Below are 24,738 nucleotides of genomic sequence, written 5' to 3'. Positions count from 1 at the left end.
GTTATGCCAGGACGTCGTAGTGGAGATCGTCGTACATCTCAATCTCGTTCTATAGTAGATAATTTTCGAAGAGGAGATAAAATTCAAGTTTTTTCTGCTGGAAGACAGCTTGATGGAAATGGCACGTTTATTCGAGCAGAAGGCGGATTTTTAGTATGGGAAGATAATTCAGGTAATAGAAATACGACTAGTTTAGAAAGTATCAGCGTTCGCAGATTAAGAAAACGTAGTTGCTAACCTTTTGGACAGGCTCTGATTTTATATAAATAAAAGAACACCTTCAAGCTGAAAACCGGGTATGGGGTACCGAGCAATCACTTGGAGGTGTTTTTTCTCATGAAAAACTGGTGATTTCGTTTTGAATGTATCCAGTAGGTAGCATTTTTAGAAATTAAATATTGATAGTTGCTGCCTCACTAGGGGTACATGAGCTAATTTATATAAAAGCGACTTACTCAATTTGTAAGGGGAAAAGTAACTTTAATCTCTGTTCCAGCATGTTCTTTGCTTTGTATATCAATTTTTCCTTTATGGAGGTTCACAATATTTTTAGCAATAGCTAATCCGAGTCCACTTCCTCCCGAATCCCGTTTGCGGGCTTTGTCTACTCGATAAAACCTTTCAAAAACGTGAGATTGTTCTTCTTCTGGTATGCCAATGCCATAATCTTTTATTCGGAGAATCCCTTTATGTTGATCACTTTCCAAAAAGACCTCAATTACATCGGTACTATACTTTATGGCATTATCTAAAAAGATAATGATCACTTGTTTGAGCTTCAATTCATCTCCTTTGATGAAAATGGAGTGGGAATTTTTATGCAGGATAATAGGTCGGTCATAAACTTGCATGAACTGAGTTACAAGGGCTGTACTGAGAGAAACAAGGTCAACTGATTTTATGTCAACAGGTTCCGAGTCCTCTAGTTCAGCTAAACTTAATAGTGTTTTAGTCAAATTTTTCATTCTATTTGTTTCTAAATAAATAGCCTCAATTGCTTCTTTTGCTATTGTTTCATCTTGTGTTCCATGCCTTCTAAGAATCGTAATAAAACTGCTAATAACAGTCACAGGTGTTTTTAACTCATGAGAGGCATCGGAAATAAACTGCCTTTGTTTATCTGAGTTTTCCTTCAGTTTACTAATCATACGGTTAAATGTAGCTGTCATTTTGTACACTTCATCTTTTGTTTCAGTTTGTATACCAATCTTTTTCAGCGTTCCACTTTGTTCAATATCTTCCATTGTAGAGATCATTGATACAATAGGCTGCATAATGATAGCCGATAACCATCTGCCAGCTAGAAAAGAGAGAAGAACAGAAACAATGGTAACAGTCCCCATTATGGACAAAATAATATCTTTGCGGCTTTCTAGTCCTGATAACCGCTCACTTATTTCTAACGTGCCTATTACTTTGTGATTCTGATGAATCGGTACGTGAACTACTAAATTTTGATGTTCTTGAAAAGGTCTAAGTTCAAAGTTCTTTTCTGTTGAAAAAGTAGGGGAGATTTTCTGAACAAGGACTTTGTCGTTAGTGACTTGATTAATAGTTGTAGAGTTCGGCCCAACGATTCGAATAAAAGAGTGACTAGGCATGTAAGAGTTTAAAAGGTTTTTGTCGAGTGTTAAGGATTTGGAAATGTGGTATTTTTTCAACATTTCATTCGCATTTTTGAAGGCTAAATGCGCTTCCATATTAACGGTTGTTTTCATAAATAAGAAAAATACAATCGTATTTACAATGAGCAAGCTGACTAACAGAGAAACTGTAATAAACAAGTTAACCTTGGTAGTAATTTTCATATGGTTCCTTTCTTATCACATATCCTACTCCTCTGACGGTGCGAATCAAGGGAGAGTTAATCTCTTCTTCTATTTTCTTTCTCAAATGTCCAATATACACATCTACTACGTTTGTTTCTCCTTCATAATCGTAGCCCCAAACGGTCAAAACGATATTTTCTCTGCTCAGTACGATATTTTGATTTTTTAGTAAATAAACAAGCAAATCATATTCTTTCGGCGTTAATATAATCGTTTTGTTTTTTCTTATCACTTCTCTGGTCTCTAAATTTACAGATAAATCTTCTATTGATAAATGAACATCTTTTTTTTCAGTAACTTCTTGAATGATAGCTCTATGACGAAGACTATTGCGCACCCTAGCTAATACTTCTTCTATTTCGAAGGGCTTGGTGATGTAATCATTTGCTCCATGATCTAGTCCCATCACTTTATCTAACGTAGTGTCACGGGCTGTCAAAAGAATAACAGGGAGGTAGGCGTTCTTTTTTCTAATTCTTCGAAGGACTTCGATACCGCTAAGTTCTGGAAGCATAACGTCTAATAAAACTAGATCAATGCTGTTATGTAAAGCAGCTTCAAGGCCGCTTTTTCCTTCATGCTCTACGAGTATTTGGTATCCTTCATGCTCAAGCTCAATTTGAAGAGCTCGTGCAATCATTTCTTCATCTTCAACGATTAAAATACGGTTTTGCATGCAGGTTCTCCTTTCGCACCGTTCAAAATGTAATAAACTCCATTTGGACAAGATAAGTTCCTGTTTAGTTAGACCTTTCTTTTTAGTGAACCACTATAGATTAATACCTTTCATAAGACGGAAGGTTTCAAGAAGCAAAACGTTTAACCCTAGCCATACTCCTCCAAATACATATCCTGCTGCAATGTCACTGGGATATTGTATGCTCAAGTACAAACGACTAATCGCAATAAGCAATAAAATAAGAATGGCTGCTATTGGTGCTAATGTAGGAACCCATAATCTTTTAGAGTGTCGAACCATCATAAACACAGCAAACCCATAAATAACAAAAGCCATTAAAGACTGCTCGCTTGGAAAGGTGTATGAAAGGTGTTCTATCAACGACTTTCTAATAGGGGAGAAATGATGAAAAATTCGTCTCAGGCTTTCTTCGTACAGCTCTCCGCCGCCTGTAACAACTACCAGAGATAGTAATTCAATTTTTTTATCCCTGCCTTTCCATAAAATCCATAAAAGTGTAAAGAAAATTAATACCACCAGCACTTGCCTGGATCCCAGCATGAAAAGTATCCGCATTGGTACATTCCAATCTTTATTAAAAAGGGCTGTTATTAATAGACTCGTTATTTTGTTAAAATCTCCAAACTCGTTTGCGATAAAGTCTTGCGTCATTCCAATCATAAGCAGAATAAACCCTAATGTAACTAATGCTGTAAATATAAAAACAAGACCTGCCCGTTTCCGCGTATGAAACACATTTACTATCCACTTGAGGAAATTAATTGCTATCTTTTTAATCGTTACTTTGAACTTTTTATAAATGTAAATAGCAACGAACAAACTTACAGCTGCAATCATCCCAATGACAAAATACTTCTTAATAGAATGATGAAACTGTTCCCACTGAGGTCCTAATAACTTTCCTAGAGTAATAAATGTGGTGACCCAAAGAAATGATCCGCTATAGGCGTACAGTGCATACGTACGAAAGGGAAGCCGAGTAATTCCTGAAAAATATCCTGTAATATGTCTAATAACTGGGAGGAAATAAGCAATAATCAACAGCTTGTTTCCATGTACACCAAACCATTTTGACATTCTTTCAATTCGCTCTGGTCCCATATGAAGGGTTTTGCCATATTTATCAAAAAAGGGAGTCCCTAACTTATAGCCTACCCCGTAAGCTATGGTCATTCCAACCATACTCCCCATACCAGCCACCAGGATACTTCCGACCCAACTTAAATGTCCTTGAAAAGCAAGAACCCCAGCGTAGCCCATGAGAAGCTCCCCTGGAAGAGGAAGTGCAAGAAGTTCCAGCATCAATGCTAGAAACAGCACGATATATCCGTATTGATTTATATAAGATGTGATAAAATCCATGGTTTGTCCTTCTTTCATAGTATGTATTTACCTAAAGCACAGTTAGTAACTTAAATTTTATTGAAAATAGGAGAAGTGAAAAGGTTAATTTCACCTTTGCTTTTTTTAAATGTAGCACTATTTATAAAAAAAACTGGCTTTTTCATTGATTTTTAATGTTATTTTTAGCCTATTTTTAATTACAAAACGTAGACTGAAAATGTGCTATTTGAAAGCGCAACTTAAGACTGTATATTATTTCTAATAAATAGTGTAAGAAATTCCTAAACAATCTATGTAACGAAAAAGAAGAAAAGATACACCACACAAATTGATTAAAAAGGCTAAATACCCGGTATTAATTTTTTATTATGTTTACTCTTTTATCAGTAGAGTAATTCTTTACACGCATAAACAAAAGAACAAAAAGACGTGGTGAATAGTTCAAATTTCATCATATGACAAAAGAATAAAAACTATAAGGAGGGAAAAGTCATGAACAATCCTGAAAAAGATAAATACCTCATTCTTTCCGCTACATTTGGAGAGGGGCATAAACAAGTGGCAAATGCGATAAGCGAGGCAGTAAATGAGATGGTTGCTGATGCTGAGCCTATTACCATGGATATCATGGAGTGGATTCATCCCAACCTCTATCCAATCAGCCACTATATTTATAAAAAAAGCATTAAGAAGTTTCCTCAAGTGTATAGCTTTTTGTATAAAAAAACTCGTGTGAAAAATTCGTTTTCCGTTAAGCTAAATTCGATCTTTTTATCGGGTATGCAAACTGTGCTTAAAATCATACAGGAAATAAAACCGAAAGTAGTGGTTAGTACCTATCCATTTGCCGCCGGGATTATATCGAGATTAAAAGAGCAAGGGTTAATTGATATTCCAGCGGTAACCATCATCACAGATTATACGGATCATTCTTATTGGATTCATCCCTCTACAGATCAATATGTGGTAGGGTCTGCTCGATTGCGTGATCAATTAATTGCGTTAGGGATAGAGGCAGACAAAATTAAAAACACTGGAATACCTGTACGGAAAAGATTTATGGATGTTCTTCCAACAGACCTTCTCTTAGATAAATATATGATCAATCCAAATATGTTCACCCTACTCATCATGGGAGGGGGCGACGGATTTTTTGGAAAAGGACTTTCAACCTTTAAGGCATTAGAATCCATTTCCACACCGATTCAACTTTTTATAGTATGTGGTAAAAATAAGAAATTAAAAACACAATTAGAGTGGGAATTAAAAGATTCGAAGCATGACGTGAGAATTTTTGGATACTGTGAAAAGGTTGAAGAGTTAATGGCCATTTCAGATTTAATGATCAGCAAGCCGGGAGGAGTAACAACCTCTGAGGCAATGGCGATAGGTTTGCCAATACTGCTTTATCATTCGTTACCAGGACAAGAAGAAGACAATGCAGAGTATTTATGTCGTTCGGGATTCGCACTGTTTGCACAGTCAGAAAAAGAGCTAATTGCGCAAATTGAAAATCTTGTCCGCGATTCAGCACCTTTAAGATGGATGAAACAAAGGATGAAAAAATATCAAACCAAAACATCATCCATGGAAGCTCTCCATGTCATTGTCGAAGCAGCAAGGTGCGTTCCATTACGTAACGTAACAGATAGTAGAACGATACAAAAGCAAAAGGAGATAGAGGTGAGTATATAATATGGAGTTCATGATTTCTGCTATTATTTTTTTAATTTTATTATACACCGTTATTCCGTATTTCCTATCACGTAGTCTAGGAGTGAACGTAGTTAAAAGAGGAAGGGATTTATCTAAAATTGCTTTTACCTTTGATGATGGTCCGAATCCTATTTATACGCCGATACTTCTTGATTTACTGAAGAAAAATGAGGTGAAGGCAACCTTTTTTGTGGTCGGTACTAAAGCAGAAAAGTACCCTGAACTCATTCAGCGTATGCATAATGAAGGCCACTTAATCGGAATTCATAACTACGTGCATCACTCCAACTGGTTTATGTCGCCTTGGAAAGTTAGAAATGGACTTAAGAATACAGCCAAGGTGATTAAATCTATCACTGGAGTCACACCTATTTATTATCGACCGCCTTGGGGAATGCTCAACCTTTTCGATTTTATTAGAAGAGGTAAATATAAGATTATTCTATGGTCAATCATGGCGGAAGATTGGCGAACCTCTGGCGGAAGCGAAAAGATTAAACAACGCCTAGCCAACATAAAAGGCGGGGACGTCATTTTGCTGCACGACTGCGGAGATACGCTCGGGGCGGAATCTGAAGCTCCAAGAAACACAATTAATGCGTTAAGAGATGTATTAAAAACAGTGCAAACAAAAGGATTCACTTGTGTCCGTGTTGATGAATTGGTAGAGAAGCTATAGGTAGTAAGAGGATTATCTTTATTAAAGCTTGCGAATGAAATTTTAATTCTTGTTATTACAGTAACTAAATATCTTGTCTGTTATAAAAAAAGAACCTCTGTTTTAAAGAGGTTCTTTTTTATAGCCAGTAAAAATATATGGTAATATAATCATATATTGGTTATATTTATAATTTCGTGATTTTTAAAATCTATGTTGAATCAGCAGTCAATTTAAGCGAAATCTATGAAAGTAGGGTAGTTCTTGAAAAAAGTTATTTTGAAATTCTTTGTATATTTTTTAATCTTCTTTGGAGGAAACTTAATGATTAATATTCTGTTTACTTCTAATTTCGATCTTTTAACAGCATTTTCAACCGCTTTTGGAGTTTCCTTTGGGATTGCTATCTTTAGGTATTATACATATAAAAAAGGCAAGGAAGCGTAAAGTGCTGTGTTTTTGAGTCAATACATAAAAGATTTTATTAGAAACTTAAATGTCATAGTATTAAATTATAAAAATTTTGAGGTTTAAGATGGGAAATTTGTTGAATTACATTTATTTTTTTATTGCCATTTTAGTTGGCTTGTACTTTTTTATCACCAATAAACACTCTAGAAAGCCACTATTCATGTTGTTACTATCGATGCTTTTATTTTATAGCAGCGCGTATTCTTTTTACTATAAAACTTACCCAATTAACTTACTCAGTACATTATCCATACTTGTGTTTTGGTGGATCATTCTTTTATTACTAAGAGAGATTTATTCTAGAGAAGAAAATATTTTCTGGTATCTTTGTTTAATCTATGTAGCGCTATACCACTCTTTGCATTATGTTTTTGATTCATTGGCTCAAAAGAACTTTTTGTATGGATTTATCTTTTATGTTTATACAAATGTAGGATTACTTCTGCTTGGCTTGTACTATTTCTTAAGAGTCTATAAAAATAGAACCGTGCATTAGATTGAACAAAGCTCCTTGGAGATCATTGTCCACAATTCTTGTTGCGTTAAATTTTTATAACAGATTACTTTGCAGAAAATCAATTATTTTTCATCATTTAATAAATATTATTAAATCTCATGGACGCCTTGTATATTTTTATATTATTTACCGCAATTTAAAAGAAAAAGGTGAGGCTGATATAATGACTAAAATAATTCCATCCTTATGCATTTTGCTGGGGGCTTATGTTCTTATTGTATTCATCGACGTTTTTCAGGGAAACTATATGTTTCAATCGCTTTATAACATAAAACAGTATTTTACAACTGCTCGGGGGGAGGATTATTTTCTCACCATTTTATTCATTTTAATGTTCCTATTTTCTAGTATCTTTACTCTTTTAAACAAACAATAGCCTCCCTTGTCATGAAAGGGAAGGCTTTATTTTTTGTTTTATAAACGCTGTAATCAGCAATAAAAGGGGAATTCCTATATGTAAGGGGATATGAAGCAAATAAGGAACAACTTTAAGGCCCTCATTTATATGAGCTTGGTAGCTAGGAGCAATCATCAGTGATGAGAAAAAAATAACACCGCCAATTAAATAAATGTATGTAACAGAAGGCTTTATTCGAAATAAATCAGTTGCACCAATCACAGCGCAAAAGAAATAGATGGTTATTTTAACGAAACCTAAAATGACCATTAGAATAAGAATTAAAGTATCCAGCCTTTGAATAAAACCACCTATATTGATGTAACTCACAGCTGTAAGAGCTGGGAAAGAAGATCTTAGTACCACATCTGGCCCCAGTACACACAAAAGAACAATTGAATTAATAGTTAAGAAAATCCCTCCTATTATGATGGCAGATAGGCCAACTTTTGTAGCCTGACTCTTTTTATTTAAATAAGGAAGGATCATAGTAAAAGTAATCAATTCTCCAAAAGGGACAGTAATACCAAGAGGATATAACTCTTTTCCTATGTTTCCCCATCCATTTGCTAATACAGGTTGAAGATTTTCCAACTTTATATAGCCTCCTAATATATACAAAACATTCAGGATCAAAAGAGTTAGCAAAATAATAACAAAACATAAACATACAACTCGTGCGAACGCCTCTACCCCTAAGTAAACGCTATAAATTAAAACAAGGGTCATGCATATACCCAGTGTAATAATGGATGTCCCATAGTAAGAGGAGCTAATTAATAATTCTTCAAAGTCTCGTAATACCCTGGAAGCAATATAAACAAAATAAATAATATAGGAAAAACTGATGATACCGCCTATGTATTTTCCGAAAATTTCAAGGATGTAACCAGTCAACGGCATATCAGGATATCTTTTATATAAGGAGATATAGACTAAATATAACACGCATCCAAAAACAGTGGCCAAAAGAGGCACCATCCATGCATCTTGCTTAGCACCCTTTCCTATATCTAAAAGTAATGTACTTCCTAATGTAAATATAAACATCATACAAAATAATTGAATTCCATCAATTTTTATTTTACTCAATGCCTTTTCACCTCCTTATTTATTTTATCTCATAAGTATTTGTTCGCATTCCGCTATTTACTATGTTGGCGTTGACCTTTATCGATATCTTAGCATCTGAAAATAGGTCATCCCAATTCTGTTTATGGTGACGCCAATAACTTGGGTTGGTTCGAGATAAGCTATCACCAAAACCGAAAATGTCTGTCTTTTCTTTTTGCGCGATGCAAATAGTCTCTGTAATTTGTTTTTTTAGTTCACTTTGTATTTTTTTTTCAAATTCTTTTAATACCTTAGGGTTGCTTAAATCTATACCATATGAAGTTTCCGTTATTTCTCCCATTACATTCAAATTTGTATGAACGATAGGCTGGTCATGACGTATTTCTGTTTTTATTTGGCTTTTTACTCCAGTCATCGTGACGGTGGCATTCTCCTTTTCACCAAGAGGTAACACAAGAGCTGTATTTTTCACTTCAGATGTAACAAATTGAACAGATCGAGCCTTTTCTTCATCCAGCCATCTCACTAATTTTCCTTTTCTAAACATAGCTAGTCCCTTTACCTGCATAGCACTCGGGTTCGTCCTTTCTAAATTACCTGCTTGCTTCTCGTTCTTCGAACCCTTATTAATACTAATTCCAGGAAGAGATAGGTCCTTACCTTCACTTGAAAGCGCGGAAATGACTTCATATGCCTGTACATTACTAACTATTCCGTACATTTTTTGGTTATTTTGGCTTGTACTAAGAATACTTTTGACCGGGGTAACCTCAAAAGGTTCAATCACACCAAGCAAATTCTCAGCAGTTCCACCACGTGCAATAAAAATTGGAATACTAGTACGTGCTTGTTTGCCTCTATCTAAAGCATCAAGTGATAGGGCAAGGCCATTTCTTGCTAACTTTTCACCGAAAATAATAAGGGAAAGGTGTGAAGTAACGTGTTCTCTCGGAATGACAACCGAGGCTTTTTTTAATGCCTCAACTAGCGTTTGGGCAGTTACCGTGTAGTTGATAACAGGGAGACCCTGCCCCCCTGAAGAACTGCCTTGTGATAGACCACTTGGATTAATGACTTGATATGTTACTTTATAAGGTTGTTCCGAGCTGTCATTTTGATCAATTCCCATTCCTATAATAACGCCTATTTGGTTTAATTCTCGATAGTTTGAACAACCAGAAAACAATAAACAAATGGCTGTGATCCATAAAAGTGAAAGGTTAGTGTTCATTTTTTTATCCTCATTTGTCTTTATGCAAGTTTTATTTATTTTGCTGTTTTTTGAAAAGCAATGGTAAAGGGAAACGAAACAAACCATCCTTTTGCTTTTTAAAACGAAAAGGAGCAAAAGGAGCAAAGTAGGGTATGCCGAAAGACCTTAGGCTGCTCATATGAAGCCATATACATAAGGTCATAAGCAAAATTCCATACAAACCAATAAATGCTGAGATTATAATTAAGATAAACCGAAAACCGCGAGCTGCATTGACCATACTAGTAGTAGGGAGTGTAAAACTGCTAATAGCAGAAATAGCAACAATGATAACTACGGCTGCTGATACAAAACCTGCTTCTACAGCTGCTTGTCCTAGAATAAGTGCCCCTACAATGGATACAGCTGGGCCAATTGCTCTAGGCATTCGAATTCCAGCTTCTCGTAACATCTCAAATGCTAGTTCCATTACTAACATTTCTATAATTGCGGGGAAAGGAACTTTTTCTCGTTGAGCCATTAAGCTCACCATTAAGGTGGTTGGAATAAGCCCTTGGTGGTGTGTAATTAATGCTAAATAAATAGCTGATGCATACATGGAAAGAAAAAAAGCCCCAAATCTTAATAATCTCAAAAAAGAACTAATATAGTAGTTTTGATAATAGTCCTCTGGAGACTGAAAGAACTGAGAGAAAACAGCAGGCGCGATTAACACAAAAGGTGTTCCTTGAATGATGATGGCAATTCGTCCCTCCAATAAATTCCCTACAACGCCATCAGGCCGTTCCGTATTTAATAGAAGGGGAAAAATAGTCGTTCGATCATCTTGAATAAATTCTTCAATATAGCTTGATTCAAGGACACCATCTATATCAATATCCTTTAACCTTTTTTTGATTTCCTGCACAATGCTTTCATCTGCAATTCCCTGAATGTACATAATTCCTATATCCGTTTGGGTTACATTTCCGATTTTCATGCTATCTAAGCGCAAATTAGGACTCTGAACCCTAGCTCGAATTAAAGAAGTATTAGTCCTTAAATTTTCTGTGAAACTATCTTTTGGTCCTCTAACAACCGTTTGACTTGTTGGTTCCGTTACTGTGCGGGACTGGAGTTTTTTTGTACTAGCAACAAATGCTTTAGAACTTCCATTCAGCAGTACTACTGTATCTCCAGCTAAAACTGCTGACATGAATTCATTCCAACTCTCTTTTATCGTTAATTGTGATACAGTTAAAATCTGATGGATTCGTTCTTCTATCTCTGTAAAGGTTATCGCTTGATCACTTTCTTTAAGCCACTGAATTAAAGGATCTACAATGTTTTCATTTATAATGTTTTCATCAGCTAATCCGTCAAGATGAATAACGGCTACTTTTAACGTTTTCTGATACGGAGACTCAACTATTCGAGATGACACATCGGAACTATTTCCTAATTCGTTCAAGAGCCTCTCTATATTTTTATTTACATCATCATATAAGGGAGTTGCTGAACAATCTGTTGTCTTTTTTTCCTTAGATTTTTTTAGAAGATGTCTTTGTCGCACTTTTTACCACCTTTTATATGAGTGAATATTTGTTTATACAACGAGTAACGTTATCATTCCTATAAAATGTAAAAAATATGCACGTAAGGAAGATACATAAAATAAAATGATAGGAAATGTATCTAACTTTGTTTTCTATTTTGTCGCATTAGTTGAACGTCAAAATAAAGCTGAGGATTCTTTAGAGTTTTTAGATGAAAATCAAAGCGGTTTAGCTGGTATTACTTTATATCCAGTGACAGATCAGCAGACATTGTTTTAAGAGTGAAGGAATTGGAGAGAAAAGTACCTTACATTTCTCTGTATATCTGATGTTTTTATGGCCGATATCGTACATTATGATAATTAAAAATGAAGTGAATATTCACATTGATTGATTCCAAAATTCCCAACACGAAATAACAAAAAGCCCTCTCTTAAATTTAATGCTTAGAGATTGGGCTTTTGTACAGGAATATCTCCAATATTGTAAATGAATTTCTACTTACACTACCTCTCTACTAATCAAAAGAGCGCTCTCTTTCATGCCTTAACGCTCTGTTTTTTCACAGGAATGTAGATATCAATTTCTTTGTTTTCTGAGCCATAGCATCTTTTGTCATATAGTTCAAATTCCATTGATCCGTAGTGCTCATACCCTGATTTTGGGAACCATTCTGTAAAAACATAATTCCATGTGGACTGAATAGAAGAAGTAAAGGATTCTTCATCTGATTTTGGTGTAGTAAATACAGCATATTCTAGTTCAGGGAAGCTTCTGTAAACTGTTCCTTCGGGTGCTGGAGTGTCTTTCTCTACTTCCATGCCAATTACATAAACAAACTCACCCGTTTCAGGATTAAAATCAGTGCAAATGCCAAGCTCCGCGTTTTCGTTTATGGGATTTGGTATTTTAGAGCCCAAGCCATTTTGCATGTACTGTTGCCAAAATTCAGGAATGTCTTTGTTATTCTGGCCACCTTCGTTCTTTGTTTTTAGCTCATATCCAATGACATAAAAAGCAGGTTTAGTGACTAGTTTTGGTTCCATCTTATTTCCTCCTGACAAAAGTGTGGTATTTAGGTAGGCTTTTCCCCGTAGAGGTCCAGATATTGTTGGTGCATTACGGTATTGTTTCGGTGAAACATTATAAATTTTTTTGAACGCTCTGTTAAATGATTCTTGATAGTGGAAGCCAACATCAAGTGCAATATCAATCACTTTTTCATCTGTGAAGAATAAGCGTTCTGCTGCGCGTGTAAGCCTTCTTTTTCTCACATAATCCATCACAGATTCTCCCACCATTGCTTGGAAGACCCGGTGATAATGAAAAGGAGAAAAACAAGCAATTTCTGCTAACTTTTCTAAAGTAATTTGTGTCTCCAAATTCTCCTCAATGTAATCTAGCGTTCGCTGTATACAAGTTACATAATTCATTTGCATTCACCTACCTTACGTTCACTATAACAGCAAACAATTCTTTGTTCTTAACATTTTTTGCTACATTTATTTAGTTGAAGATTATTTTGTGATATACGCCTCTAGATGTATAGTCCTAAGGGAATTTTAATATTAAAATTCCTTATGTAAATTAATGGTACAAATATATTGTTAAAGAGAGCGCTTGAATTGAAGAAAATTTGTTTTAGCTTAATAACTATCTTTTTATTAGGTGCTTGTTCTTATCAGGAAAGTACAAAAGCAGCTAGTGAAAAAATTGTATTACCAACTTCCATATTTAGTTCATCGAAAAATAATGACCTAATTGATGAAAAAGAAATGAAAAAAGTATAAAGACATACTTAGATACTAGCGAGGATTTATCCAACATTAGGGATCAATTTGAAGGAACTATAGATTCCGATGAAAAATTAAATGAAGCTGAAGCGAAAAAATTCGAACAATTAAAAGACTTGGTCAAAGAAAATGATCATAACTTTTCTAGCTATATATCTCACAATACTTTACCAGAAGGATATAAAAAAGATTCAAAGAGAATTAGCCGCTATATTATGGGTTCCAATCAAATTTTGGATGAACTGGATCAAGCAATCGATGACATGGTTGAGCATATGAGTAAAGGAGATTTTTCTGAAACAGAAAGAGAACTGAAATGAAGAGAGTTAAAAGCGTGGACTGAATTCAGCTCGCGCTTTTATGATGGGGGATCATACTTAACAGAAGCTATATCATTTTAACTCAGAAATGTTAAGTAGAAAGTTTCTTAATATCAGAGTAACAAGTACGAAGCGTATTCTCATACTCAGATTCGTATCCTGTAAATACCAGATTGCTTTTTTTATTATCATAGTGAAGTCCGAATTTCTTTACATCATTTCTCAATATATCTTCACTAATTTTGATGGAAGAAACAATATCTCCACAAGTAGCACCATTATTTAGCTTTTGAACAATCTCACCTATTAACAAATTACGACCTCCAGTAGTATACGTTTCTTAAGTAATAATTTAACCTAAATAGCTGTTTTTATGAACGTTGTACGAAAAGCCATTCTAGATTATTAAAATTTACATCGAGCACTTCGTTTGCAAACTAGTGAATTAATTAGTTTTTTTCCTTTTACGATAATTATTAAAATAGTAAATTAAAAAAATTCCAATAAAAAAGCAAATAAAAAGACCGATGAGACTTTATATTTATACATCTTTTTCTCCAGTTAATCGGTCGTAAATTACTCTGAAGATCACACCAACGAAAGAGAGAAGAACAGCTGTTATGGCAATACGTAAAAAGTTAATAAAATCACGCCTTTTGATAAAGTGTATTACCCTTTTTTTAGCTATTATAAAGGTTTAGCAATAAAGATTTTTTGCTTATTAACCAAATTTCTGTAAATCGAAATTATTCTTTCTATTAGTAAATATGCCAAGTAAGGGAGACCCTACATGTTTGACTTATTGGCCTTTGTAAATTAGAGATTGGGTGAGAGCAACAAGTCAGCTTTTTCTAAAGAACGTTTAATTCCAATCTCACCAAAATCAATTTCCATTGTGGGTTTTCATGCTTGTGGAGATGGCTATGTTCCATTTATATATATATTTGTTTATTTATCCTTAGATTGGATATATAATGTATTTAATAAAAGAAAATTATACGGAGGAAATACTATGAAGAAAGCCTTATATTATGGGGGATGGGTTGTCGTTTGTTCGTCACTGATTACTTTAGCTGCTGCTATTTACTCAAGTTCCTCGCCTGTGAATCAGGTACCGGCAATTCAAAAGGGAGTTTCAGAATTCGACGAAGAAGATGAATTTATATTAAATTATTAAGCTCTTGTGGAAGTTTGGGGAGCTTTTTTTAATTGGAATTATACATAAAATAGGAGAAATAAATTGTTTAAAATGGTAAGAAGGTTCTATAAGGGAGCTTTTTCGTTTACTTTTATAAAATATATGGAGGATATAGTGAAAAAAACATTGATTTACATAGTTGTTCCGTGTCTCGCTCTATTTCTTAATGGCTGTTCTTCTACTCCAGAGCTTGATTTAATTAAAATGGATTCAGATCACTCTATTGAAAATTCAAAGTTAGCTAATTATTTAGCAAATGGCTCTGAAAGTATTTCATACTCTTATAAGGAAGACGACGATAAGTATGAAATTAATGTCAAAGCAAAGGTAAATAGCGCATTTTATGACAATAATCCGTTGGGTATCCTCAATATCCTTTCTAGAACTGTGCAGGATATTGACAGTGATATAAGTGACTATTGTGGAAGAAAAGATTGTGATTTTGGTACTCTAAAAGTAGTTTCAGCTACATCAACCAACCAAGACCCATATTCTATGAAAATAGATAGCCATGATAGGGATGAAGTTTTAGTATACGGTGAAGTGAAATATAAAAGGGATGACTTGACCTATTATAAAGGCCCTGACTATAACGAGAATGAAGATGTTCTTAGTTTTGAGGATGCTGTCTATGAGTATATGGAAAATAAATTTAATCAAATGACAAACGCTGGTCAGAATTACATACCAGAGGTAGATGATCCGAAGGTATTGAAAGCTGCTGCTTTACAATTTGATATTGCCGAAAAAGAAGCAAGTGATATTTACATTAGCAAAGCAGTACAACATGGAGAAACGTATATGATGGTAAATGAATGACTACATATTATAGAAACTTTCCGTTGAGAGAAGAAAGAAATTCATTTTATTTTGCTAAAAAAACAAAATGAATTTCTAGTTATGTATGATAAAATGCTAGGAATTCTCGTGTATGAACGGCTCACTTTTTATGAGGTATGTATAATTTAAAAAAATTCAAAATTTTGATAAACAAACGATGTATAAAGAACTTTATATACCATATTTTATATACCATAAATGTATAAATCCAACCAGCCCTAGTATTAGCCATGGGCTGGTTGGATTGTTTGGTTCCCAGAGGAGACATTATGTCGACTGGATCGAGTTTTATTTGAAATCATAATTGCTTAAAAGGCAATTATGATTTCTTTTTCCTGATATTTGCCATTTTCTTATTTTTACATCCATAGAACCTATATAGTAAATCAATTATAAAACATCTCTGTTTGAATACTTATCGCTCTTTTTCTGATACCATTTTAACTTTACCTGGCCAGAAAGCAAATCTTCCTAAAACCGTAGTGATCGCAGGTACAAGGAATGGTCTTACGACAAATGTATCTAACAGAACACCTAAAGCTGTAATAATTCCGAACTGAACGAGAACTTGAATCGGCAGTGTTGCTAGAACCGCGAAAGTAGCAGCTAAAATGATTCCAGCTGATGTAATAACACCACTTGTTTCACTTACCCCTTCTTTAATTGCTTGCTTTAACGGCATGTGCTTCTTTTTCTGCCAGATGCTTGAGATCATAAAGATATTATAATCCTCACCAAGCGCCACTAAGAATACAAATGCGTATAAAGGAATTGCTCCTTGAATAGCATCTGCCCCCATAATATTATGGATAATGAGCCAGCCTAACCCTAAGGCTGCACTGTAGGACAAGATAACCGTTCCGACCAAGTAAAGCATGGCTACAATGGAACGCAAGTAAGCCAATAGCAGGAGCGATATAAAAATAATAATTAATGGGACAATAATACTGTCGTCTTTATCACTCGTGGTCATTGTGTCATACTGTGTTGCTGTTTGACCGCCGATCCATACTTTGGATTTGACAGCGGAAACTCCGGACTGTGACAGTGCCTTTTCAGCTGCATCTCTCAAGTCTGGAATAGCTTTCATTGCTTCTATACTATATGGATTCACATTAAACGTGACGTCATATACTTTTAAATCCTCATTATTTGTACCACTTTGAGGTGCAGAAACGGTACTAATAAGGTGATTTTCCTTTAATACTTTTTCAAGGTCAACCGATTTTCCTTCCGTATCAATGACTACTTGTGCCGGTGCTAGTTCACCAGGAGAGTAAGCATCAGAGATAATCGTAAATCCTTCGCGAGAAGGCATATCTTCAGGGAAAGAAGACAATAAATCATATGTGTACTTGATTTGACTTGAGTAAATGGACAAAGCTCCAAAAAAGACTAGACAAGCTACAATGATTGTCCATGGTTTAGTCGTGACCACATTACCAATCCAATTCCCGAAACGGTTTTTCTCTTTTCGGTCACGCACCGGTTTTCCTTTCTTTTTCGCCAATTCCTCTTCCATTTCAGGAGTACGAGGAACGAAAGGATAAAAAGAACCTCTTCCCATAACCGAAAGCAGGGCGGGAATAAGTGTTAAACTTGCTAATCCCATAACTAGAATAGATAAGCTAAAAGGGATTGCAAAACGGTGGTAAGCACCGTATTTTGCTACAATCAAGGCCAGAAGAGAGATGACAACTGTAAACCCACTCATAGCTATAGCACCTGAAGCACCTTTAAAGGCGTTAATAAGTGCTTGTCTCTTATCTCTTACTTTGCGAAGCTCATCGCGATAATGAGAAATTAAAAATAAACAATAGTCTGTTCCTGCTCCAAATAGCAAGACCGTCATAATGGATATGGACTGCGAGTCAACCGTAATCCATTCTTTATCTGCCAAAATACCGAGAATCGGACTCAGAACCCCATAGGCAAAACCTACACCGATTAAAGGAATAATCGCTAAAATTGGGGAACGATAAATTACAAGAAGTAAAATTAAGACTAATAAAACTGTCGCGATTAGTAAGGAAACGTCTGCTCCTTCAAATAAGCTAGTTGCATCTACTTGAATTCCTACAGGTCCCGTAACACGCGTGCTTAGCTTATCTTTTGCATCGATATCTGTAGCAAAAGAATCATATGAAACCTGTTCTTTTACTTGTTTTTTAATCGTGTCTAGATTTTTTTCTAGTACATCCGTTTCAACGTTTTCTTTAAAGAAAATGGGCTGTACAAGCGTTGTACCGTCCTTCGAAATCATTTTTTGTAAAGCTGCTAACGGTAATTTGTGCAAAGGCGGAGTAGACGTTTGTTCTTCTAATGGTTTCTTTTCTAAATCTGCCGCCACTTGCTGAATAGATTTTAAGTCATCGGTATTCAAACCTGAATCTTTATGCCATGTAAGCAGGGCAGGAACCCCTGAAGAGTTAGGGAATTCTTTCTTTATGAGATTTTCAGCCTCTACGGAAGGTGAATTCTCACTTAAGTTTGGTGCATTGTTCACTTCCGTTTTATTAACGGCAGGCCAAGCAATTGTTAGAACTGCAGTTGCCAGAATCCATACTGCAATAACAACCCAACGACTCACTTTTCCAGTCATCAATCGACTGAATGTTGCTAAAGGTGATTCTTTCATTAATTCTCCCTCATTTCCAAATCTGTTTGTTTCTATTACAATATATATAGAACCTTCAATAATTATATATACCAGAAGGTTAATTAATCAACTAGTTTAAATGTGCCAATTTCTTGAACTAGAAGGAGGGCCCTTATGAATGCGAATCAGACGCCGAAAAAAAAGCCTGGCAGACCTAAAATAACAACTGAAAATAATATAACAAGAGAGCAAATTTTAAAAACAGCTGCCCATCTCTTTATGGCATATGGATACGAAAAAGTTTCAATGGAGCAAGTGGCTGAAGCAAGCGATGTGACCAAGGCCAGCGTTTACTACTATTTTAAAAATAAGGCAACTTTGTTTACCGTTTCGGTATCAAGTATGTTCCAACGTATCACAAAACAGACGGAGAAATTATTACAAAATTCCAATGGGCTGAAACACAGATTATATGAGGTAACATTAGATCATTTAAAAAGACCGCATATTGATTTTGAAACATTATTGCAAGAAGCGACTTCTTCGCTTACAGAAGGTCATATTCATGAAATTCGTGAAGCGGAGAAAGCGATACATGAGGCATTAGAGAACGTATTCAAGCAAGCTGCAAACAGCGGAGAGATCGTCGTAGCAAGTCCCAGATTGCTTGCGCATACATTTTCCACGGTAACAATGATTCGGAACAAAAAAGAATTAATTACAGAATTAGGAGGCCCTGAAAAAACGGCTCAGGCTCTAGTGGACCTTTTTTGGGTAGGGATTAGTCCTAATTAATTTTCTTATTCCACTATAAAAACCGGCTGTAACATATTGGTTAATATGTTACAGCCGGTTTTTTTATCGTTCACAGGTACTTCTTGAGAAAAGGGGAAGGGCATAATAATAATAATATGGTGACTTTCTAACCTATGTAAGTATGTTGACATAAACTATTTACTCACATACTGGAATTCATAATTATGTTTATTCTAAAAGTTGTTCAACCGTTGATTAGTGTTAAAAAAATGAAAATCTCATCTTTTAGAGTTTACTGCAGCATATATGGTTATTCTATTGTAAACAAAACCTTTAGCATAACAGCTTACATTTTGGAAAGGAGAAAAATGGATGGAATCTATTTGGCTCGAATACGTATGGGCATTATTGATTCTAATCGGGTTAGAAGGATTATTATCAGCTGATAATGCTCTTGTACTAGCAGTTATAGCTAAACATTTACCCGAGGATCAGAAGAAAAGAGCGATTAATTACGGAATTCTTATGGCGTTTATTTTTCGATTTGGAGCTCTTTTTGCCATTTCATTTATCGCCAACGTCTGGTGGATACAGGCGATAGGAGCAGCTTATCTTCTTTATTTAGGTTTAAAGCATGTCATTAAGGCACGGTTTGGGAAACACAATGAGAATATTCATAATGATGATGAAAAGGAGTCTGCTGGAAAAGGATTCTGGCCGACGGTGGGCAAAATTGCGTTAGCCGACCTAGCTTTTGCCATTGATTCTATTTTAGCTGCGGTTGCTATAGCACTTGGACTTCCGGATTCACAGTTTGGAGAAATCGGTGGTATGGACGGAGGGCAGTTTGCAGTTGTAGTTCTTGGAGGGATTGCAGGTCTTATCTTAATCAAGTTTGCAGCGACCTGGTTTGTAAAACTCCTTGAAAAGCGACCTGCCTTGGAAACGACAGCATACGCCATTGTTGCCTGGGTAGGGGTGAAACTTGCTGTTATTACTTTTGCGCATAAAGATATTGGTATCTTAGATCCTCATTTTCCTCATAGCACTATCTGGACTCTAATTTTCTATGGAGTATTAGTTGGTATTGCTCTATTAGGTTGGTTTGCACCGGGCAATAAGTCATCAGAAAAATCATCGGTCTAGAAGGTAATCGAGTGTGATAATCACCCTGAATTCATCAATTAACCTTACTCTTTCCTTCCAAACTGATCCTCGCTTTAATATTTAAAAGCATGTTTAGATTTTATAGAAAAGTGAGTTTTGTTGATTCAAGTGTCACTATCAAGTGCGTTAATCCAAGCCAGATTAACGCACTTTTTAATTGAAATGGTTGCGCAAACGAACCTGGTTATTCTATTTATTATTTTTGTTTCTTTTACGATAATCAGTAAAGCAGGAAATTAAGAAAATCACACCTTTTTACAAAATGTATTACCCAATTTTAAACGATTAAAAAGGTCTAGAAAGACTTACAATTTAAGGTTCATTGAAGGGTTACATATTACACCTAAAGGGATTTATTCTCCAATAAAACCGAAGGTCAATTGCAAAAGATAGGTGATTATTTTTGCTAGTTTTAATATCCCAGTTTATTTTTCTAAAATTCCAAAAAAATAATCAATACTTGTTTAAATGGAAATGATTTGGGAATATAATTCACAAGTCAAAAAAATGACAAGGAGGATGCAAACATGGCAAAGGGACTAGCTATGCACGAAACGCTAGAAGTTCATGAAATCTTAACGCTTAAAACATCATGTGTAACAAAAGGAACAGCGATGTTGGGATTGGTAGAGGATGAGGAATTAAAAAAGATTCTTGAAGAAGATGTTCAAACATCTACTGAAGCGATTAAAGAATTGAAAAAAATCTTAAAGAAAGCTCAATAAATAGGAGGGGTAGAAAAATGGCCACTAAAAGTACTCTTACTAAAACGTTAGATGATCTTGCTATTGCGACTGATTTATTATTATCAGCTAAGAGTGGTGTACGAACATATGCTGTAGCGCTTACGGAAACAGCGACGCCCGAAGTTCGAAAGGTATTAAAAAAGCAATTAGATGAAACCATCGAGCTTCATGAAAGGATTGCTCAATATATGATTGATAATGAAATGTATCACGCCTATGATGTAGAAGAACAAGTAAATCACGATTTAAAAAAGGCAGATAAAGCGTTAGATTTAGCGAAAGGTTAACTAAAATTCCCCCTCTGACAATAGAGGGGGAATTTTTTTAAGGTTACATAAAAAGTTCTCTTTTGATATTTCTACAAAGGAGAAGAAGTCTATATTTTATTCTCTTAGAAGTAGATAATTTACCCCCATTTTATACAATATTTAGATGATATTTTATAGTCTTTTATCCCATATCCGAATAAATTGGTTTTAATTGGCTGCTGAAGGATACACCTATTAGTAGAACGACATATTCTATGGGGATAGAGGAGGAGAAAATAGTGAAGGAAATTAAAGTAGCAGAAAATAGTGGTCAGGCAAATAAGTTTATTGAAGAGTTTTTTGCCAACGGGTTTAGTAAAAACGAAATTTATTTATTGACCTATAATAAAGAGCGCTCGGAATATTTAACAAATACAACAAATACAAAAGAATATCGAGCTTTTGAACAAGGAGTTTTTGAATCTGCAGTTAATAAGTTATTTTCTCGTGAAGATGAACTTCATTCTAAAATGGCCTCGTTAGGTTTAACCCAAGAAGAAGCTAAACACTGTGTCGGTGAAATGAAACAGGAACGTATAATCATTATTGCAAAAAAAGATATGTAATGGTTTTTTCTTGCAATAACTTTCGAAGAAACTAACTGATCGAGAACTATTAGTAAATCATATTAGCATGTTGCCTTATATATAATATTTGTTCTTCTGTACGAAGGGTTTATGAATAGGAAAGATACTGAACGAAAAGTATATTACTAGAGTCGTTTACTACTCTCATATGGAGGTGAAAGGGTAATGATTCAATTTTTTGGTATCCACATAGGGACGTTATACTTTCCTACAAGTATCCTTCTAATTACTTTATTAGTTTTAGTAGGTTTTATTATCTATTTTCTTAGTAGAAGAAAAAGAAATAGAGATCAAACGATTCATTCAAATGAGAATAGGGTAAAGGGCAAAAGAGGAAAAGATAAAACTCTGTAAATGATCTAAAAGAAAAATTAATATATTTCGTCATCAAAAAGAATTCCAGTTTGAAGTCAAAGTAAATTATTTTCACCTATTGTTCCTGATACAGCCTTACACCATATTTAACCGGTGAGAAGGTATGATCTAAATAAATGCAGAGAGGGCCCTTGAATTCATTTCCAAGGGCCGTTTTTGTTTGTATTCTGTAAAGAACAAACGACCTTTTAATCTTTTATTTTCTTACTATTTCTTATTTATAACTTCAACAGAAACTTTATTATCGTTTTTTAAGATTTTAAACAAGCAATTGACCCCTTGATAAATTTGAAGTTGAATTATATTGTCATCCCTTGCTGCTGGGAGATAAAAAAGTAATCCAAACCTATGTGAGAGATATTACGGTAAAAAAAGAGAGTGAAACAAGACAAAAAGAAATAATAAAGCAAATAAATGAATTGTCTACAACCCTTGTTCCTCTTTTAGAGGGAATCGCTGTACTTCCCTTAGTAGAAGCCATAGATGAGGAAAGAGCAAATCAACTTTTAATGGCTGTTCCAGTAAAAGTGCAGACGCAAAATATAAATTGTTCAATTATAGATTTTTCCGGTATTTATACATTGAATTCAATTGTAACGGAGCATCTTTTTAAAATTAATAGCGTTATGTCACTACTTGGAGTGCAATGCATCTTAACAGGATTAAGACCAGAATTATCTCGCTCTGCTGTACAACTAGGTATTAATTTAGATTCTACCCGACAATGGCTACTGTAAAAAACGCACTTCATTTTTTAGGAATTACTTCTAGTAAATAAGCTGTAAAATGAAAATAATCAAAGCAACTTTTACAATTTTAAAGATACATATCATATAAATCTTTAGGTGGTGCTGAACCTTTTAGAGGAATTTTTTAATTATTTAATTAAAGGAATAGTGGCATCATCTTTACGGTTTCGTACTATTTTAAATATTTTTAGGTGGTTTTTTAAAATTAGATTTGTATCCTGTATACATTAGAAAAACAAAAGAAACTCCTGAACATATATTAGGAGTTTCTTTTGTTTAAAATAATATATTGTGCAATTGCACGTTTGTTAAATAAAAGATAGAAGAATCATTGAATTGCTTTCTTCAGTTTAAGATCTTGTATAAAGCTTCAGAAGCGTTATCTATATCATAATCGTTATAATTTAAGGTTTTTTGATCCGTAAGTGTAGTGATTTGAAAAATCTTAGATGTTTTACAATACGACAATTCCAGTACTTCAGGAATGGTATGAGTAATAGCGCTATCCTCATACTGAATAAGAGTATAAAGCGTTTTTTTTATTTCAAGTATATTCATAAAAGTACCTCTTTCCATTATAAGGAAACCCAGGGTACAAAGAGACCATATAATTTTAATTTATGTTCTTTCTCTATTGTAACATATGTACGTATAGAAAAATACCTGCCGAGAACAGACAGTATGATGTGAATTTAAAAATAGTTCTTTATAGATGGAAAATAAGATTACGCATTTAATTAATTAGCGGATACCGTTCTCTCTAAAATCGAGGGTTCGTAAAAGTATAACTAAGGGATCTTTGTTTTGATTTTACCGTATTATTATAAATATCAGGTTCAACTAACTTCTACTTCCATGTAACGGAATCCAAAAAACGCATAATATGTAACGCAGTAATTTTTATTTGATTTTTCTGTCACACTGCTCCACTAATGTCCATTCGGTTTTGCATGTACATAAATAATACACCTTAGATAAAATATACTTGGTTTATTGTCCCATTTATAGTAATCATCCATTTTAACTACTGTCATGATTACGATTTCAGTATTTTATGCTATAATAATCCCTAGTTTTTTAGTTTGTATAGAGAGGTGTAAAACGGAATGATTCCAAAATACCTGCAAGTAGCTGGCCAAATTGAATCTGATATTACTGAGCATGTTTATCAAAAAACAAACAAACTTTTGACTGAAGATGAATATGCAGCAAAGTATCAGGTGAGCCGTAATACAGTACGAAAAGCAATTGAAATTCTCGTAAATAAAGGATATGTATATCAAGTTCAGGGCAGCGGTGCATTTATTCGTAATCATCATAACAGTGGATACGTTAACCTTGAAAAGCTACAAGGAGTTACCAATGACTTTAGTGACCGTCTTGTAGAAAACAAGCTCCTAGATTTTAAAGTAATTACTGCGGACGAGGAACTAGCTCAAAATATGGGATGCAAGATTGGATCACCTATTTATTATGTGAAAAGGCTAAGATATGTTGATGGAGATCCATTTTCAATTGAAACTTCATATTTTAACAAAAATCTTGTTAAATATCTTGATGAAAATATTGTAAAAAAATCTATTTATACATATTTACGCAATGACCAGCAACTAGCAATTGGCTTTGCAGATCGTGTTATTCGTGCCGATTATCTCATGTCTGAGCAAGCTGGTTTATTGGGATTAAAAGAGAACGATCCGGCTTTGGTGGTAGATAATACGGTTTATTTAATAAACGGTGCTATTTTTGATTATTCACAGTCAGTGCATCACTTCAAACATGTAAAATTGCTAAAAGTATCAAATATGAAGGGAAGTTAAGGTGCAAAGAGAGCTCAGGGCTCTTT

At 34.5% G+C, this 24,738-nt stretch carries 26 protein-coding genes; 16 read left to right on the top strand and 10 right to left on the bottom strand.

The annotated features are described in order from the left end of the window. The first annotated feature begins 3 nt into the window (after positions 1-3). Entirely contained in the window at positions 4-237 is a 234-nt protein-coding gene (locus tag MMB68_RS21940; RefSeq protein ID WP_051421143.1) for a hypothetical protein, read from the top strand. A 218-nt stretch (positions 238-455) separates the two neighbouring features. Here the strand turns inward: MMB68_RS21940 and MMB68_RS21935 are convergent, their stop codons facing one another. The 3 genes from MMB68_RS21935 to MMB68_RS21925 all read right to left on the bottom strand — a co-directional run bounded on the left by MMB68_RS21935 (position 456) and on the right by MMB68_RS21925 (position 3,891). Further along, positions 456-1,808 (bottom strand): sensor histidine kinase, encoded by a 1,353-nt coding sequence (locus MMB68_RS21935; protein WP_277549328.1) that lies wholly within the window; start codon positions 1,806-1,808, stop codon positions 456-458. After that, positions 1,786-2,505, bottom strand: coding sequence for a response regulator transcription factor (locus MMB68_RS21930; protein WP_277549327.1), 720 nt, complete (start codon positions 2,503-2,505; stop codon positions 1,786-1,788). The genes MMB68_RS21935 and MMB68_RS21930 overlap by 23 nt, the downstream gene beginning before the upstream one ends. A 93-nt stretch (positions 2,506-2,598) precedes the next feature. Continuing rightward, positions 2,599-3,891, bottom strand: coding sequence for a VTT domain-containing protein (locus tag MMB68_RS21925; protein WP_264409077.1), 1,293 nt, complete (start codon positions 3,889-3,891; stop codon positions 2,599-2,601). 474 nt (positions 3,892-4,365) lie between these two features. On the opposite strand from MMB68_RS21925, the gene MMB68_RS21920 reads away from it, so the two are divergent. The 4 genes from MMB68_RS21920 (at position 4,366) to MMB68_RS27570 (ending at position 7,611) form a co-directional block, all read left to right on the top strand. After that, a complete protein-coding gene (locus MMB68_RS21920) occupies positions 4,366-5,568 on the top strand; it encodes an MGDG synthase family glycosyltransferase (RefSeq protein WP_221782419.1) in 1,203 nt (400 codons plus the stop codon). 1 nt (position 5,569) lies between these two features. Continuing rightward, the gene (locus MMB68_RS21915) at positions 5,570-6,268 is read left to right on the top strand and encodes a polysaccharide deacetylase family protein (RefSeq protein WP_221782421.1); all 699 of its coding nucleotides are present in this window, start codon (positions 5,570-5,572) and stop codon (positions 6,266-6,268) included. Positions 6,269-6,571: 303 nt separating this feature from the next. Next, entirely contained in the window at positions 6,572-6,694 is a 123-nt protein-coding gene (locus MMB68_RS21910) for a hypothetical protein (protein ID WP_260506589.1), read from the top strand. Between the two features lie 704 nt (positions 6,695-7,398). Beyond that, positions 7,399-7,611: a YczF family membrane protein gene (locus MMB68_RS27570; protein WP_481861876.1), complete on the top strand. Its 213-nt coding sequence runs from the start codon at positions 7,399-7,401 to the stop codon at positions 7,609-7,611. 9 nt (positions 7,612-7,620) lie between these two features. On the opposite strand, the gene MMB68_RS21905 is transcribed toward MMB68_RS27570, so the two are convergent. From MMB68_RS21905 to MMB68_RS21895, 3 genes are read right to left on the bottom strand one after another with little or no spacing between them, the layout of a single operon-like run. Next, positions 7,621-8,724 carry a GerAB/ArcD/ProY family transporter gene (locus MMB68_RS21905; protein WP_221782423.1) on the bottom strand — a complete coding sequence of 368 codons (1,104 nt, stop codon included), beginning with the start codon at positions 8,722-8,724 and terminating at the stop codon, positions 7,621-7,623. A gap of 19 nt (positions 8,725-8,743) precedes the next feature. Further along, complete coding sequence (locus MMB68_RS21900; RefSeq protein ID WP_221782425.1) at positions 8,744-9,937, bottom strand: Ger(x)C family spore germination protein; 1,194 nt, start codon at positions 9,935-9,937, stop codon at positions 8,744-8,746. Between the two features lie 31 nt (positions 9,938-9,968). Further along, the gene (locus MMB68_RS21895; protein WP_221782427.1) at positions 9,969-11,471 is read right to left on the bottom strand and encodes a spore germination protein; all 1,503 of its coding nucleotides are present in this window, start codon (positions 11,469-11,471) and stop codon (positions 9,969-9,971) included. Positions 11,472-11,577: 106 nt separating this feature from the next. On the opposite strand from MMB68_RS21895, the gene MMB68_RS21890 reads away from it, so the two are divergent. Continuing rightward, positions 11,578-11,733: a hypothetical protein gene (locus MMB68_RS21890; RefSeq protein WP_221782429.1), complete on the top strand. Its 156-nt coding sequence runs from the start codon at positions 11,578-11,580 to the stop codon at positions 11,731-11,733. Positions 11,734-11,993: 260 nt separating this feature from the next. Here MMB68_RS21890 and MMB68_RS21885 read toward each other — a convergent pair whose 3' ends face one another. Further along, on the bottom strand, positions 11,994-12,887 hold the full coding sequence (locus MMB68_RS21885; protein WP_221782431.1) for an AraC family transcriptional regulator: 894 nt from the start codon (positions 12,885-12,887) through the stop codon (positions 11,994-11,996). 353 nt (positions 12,888-13,240) lie between these two features. On the opposite strand from MMB68_RS21885, the gene MMB68_RS27565 reads away from it, so the two are divergent. Next, complete coding sequence (locus MMB68_RS27565; RefSeq protein WP_221783405.1) at positions 13,241-13,567, top strand: NDxxF motif lipoprotein; 327 nt, start codon at positions 13,241-13,243, stop codon at positions 13,565-13,567. 91 nt (positions 13,568-13,658) lie between these two features. Here MMB68_RS27565 and MMB68_RS21880 read toward each other — a convergent pair whose 3' ends face one another. Continuing rightward, positions 13,659-13,880, bottom strand: coding sequence for a hypothetical protein (locus tag MMB68_RS21880; protein ID WP_221782433.1), 222 nt, complete (start codon positions 13,878-13,880; stop codon positions 13,659-13,661). Between the two features lie 699 nt (positions 13,881-14,579). On the opposite strand from MMB68_RS21880, the gene MMB68_RS21875 reads away from it, so the two are divergent. Next, the gene (locus MMB68_RS21875) at positions 14,580-14,744 is read left to right on the top strand and encodes a hypothetical protein (protein WP_221782435.1); all 165 of its coding nucleotides are present in this window, start codon (positions 14,580-14,582) and stop codon (positions 14,742-14,744) included. A gap of 135 nt (positions 14,745-14,879) precedes the next feature. Next, positions 14,880-15,584 carry a hypothetical protein gene (locus MMB68_RS21870; RefSeq protein WP_221782437.1) on the top strand — a complete coding sequence of 235 codons (705 nt, stop codon included), beginning with the start codon at positions 14,880-14,882 and terminating at the stop codon, positions 15,582-15,584. 436 nt (positions 15,585-16,020) lie between these two features. On the opposite strand, the gene MMB68_RS21865 is transcribed toward MMB68_RS21870, so the two are convergent. Next, positions 16,021-18,243 carry an MMPL family transporter gene (locus MMB68_RS21865; protein ID WP_269870988.1) on the bottom strand — a complete coding sequence of 741 codons (2,223 nt, stop codon included), beginning with the start codon at positions 18,241-18,243 and terminating at the stop codon, positions 16,021-16,023. A gap of 135 nt (positions 18,244-18,378) precedes the next feature. On the opposite strand from MMB68_RS21865, the gene MMB68_RS21860 reads away from it, so the two are divergent. From MMB68_RS21860 to MMB68_RS21835, 6 genes are all read left to right on the top strand, one after another. Beyond that, a complete protein-coding gene (locus tag MMB68_RS21860) occupies positions 18,379-18,999 on the top strand; it encodes a TetR/AcrR family transcriptional regulator (RefSeq protein ID WP_221782441.1) in 621 nt (206 codons plus the stop codon). Positions 19,000-19,332: 333 nt separating this feature from the next. Then, a complete protein-coding gene (locus MMB68_RS21855; RefSeq protein ID WP_221782443.1) occupies positions 19,333-20,106 on the top strand; it encodes a TerC family protein in 774 nt (257 codons plus the stop codon). Positions 20,107-20,654: 548 nt separating this feature from the next. Next, complete coding sequence (locus tag MMB68_RS21850; protein ID WP_221782445.1) at positions 20,655-20,852, top strand: spore coat protein; 198 nt, start codon at positions 20,655-20,657, stop codon at positions 20,850-20,852. Between the two features lie 17 nt (positions 20,853-20,869). Then, positions 20,870-21,160, top strand: coding sequence for a spore coat protein (locus MMB68_RS21845; RefSeq protein ID WP_221782446.1), 291 nt, complete (start codon positions 20,870-20,872; stop codon positions 21,158-21,160). A gap of 260 nt (positions 21,161-21,420) precedes the next feature. Continuing rightward, a complete protein-coding gene (locus MMB68_RS21840; RefSeq protein ID WP_221782448.1) occupies positions 21,421-21,747 on the top strand; it encodes a YflT domain-containing protein in 327 nt (108 codons plus the stop codon). 746 nt (positions 21,748-22,493) lie between these two features. Continuing rightward, positions 22,494-22,880: an STAS domain-containing protein gene (locus MMB68_RS21835; protein ID WP_264409083.1), complete on the top strand. Its 387-nt coding sequence runs from the start codon at positions 22,494-22,496 to the stop codon at positions 22,878-22,880. Between the two features lie 357 nt (positions 22,881-23,237). Here the strand turns inward: MMB68_RS21835 and MMB68_RS21830 are convergent, their stop codons facing one another. Then, the gene (locus MMB68_RS21830; RefSeq protein ID WP_047751259.1) at positions 23,238-23,450 is read right to left on the bottom strand and encodes a hypothetical protein; all 213 of its coding nucleotides are present in this window, start codon (positions 23,448-23,450) and stop codon (positions 23,238-23,240) included. A gap of 548 nt (positions 23,451-23,998) precedes the next feature. On the opposite strand from MMB68_RS21830, the gene MMB68_RS21825 reads away from it, so the two are divergent. Then, a complete protein-coding gene (locus MMB68_RS21825; protein WP_221782450.1) occupies positions 23,999-24,712 on the top strand; it encodes a GntR family transcriptional regulator in 714 nt (237 codons plus the stop codon). Positions 24,713-24,738: the final 26 nt, after the last annotated feature.

This window comes from Priestia sp. Y58, from assembly GCF_029522095.1.
Lineage (GTDB): Bacteria > Bacillota > Bacilli > Bacillales > Bacillaceae_H > Priestia > Priestia megaterium_E.
The sequence above is the reverse complement of the archived record's forward strand: the minus strand, read 5'-3'. Positions and strand labels throughout refer to the sequence as shown.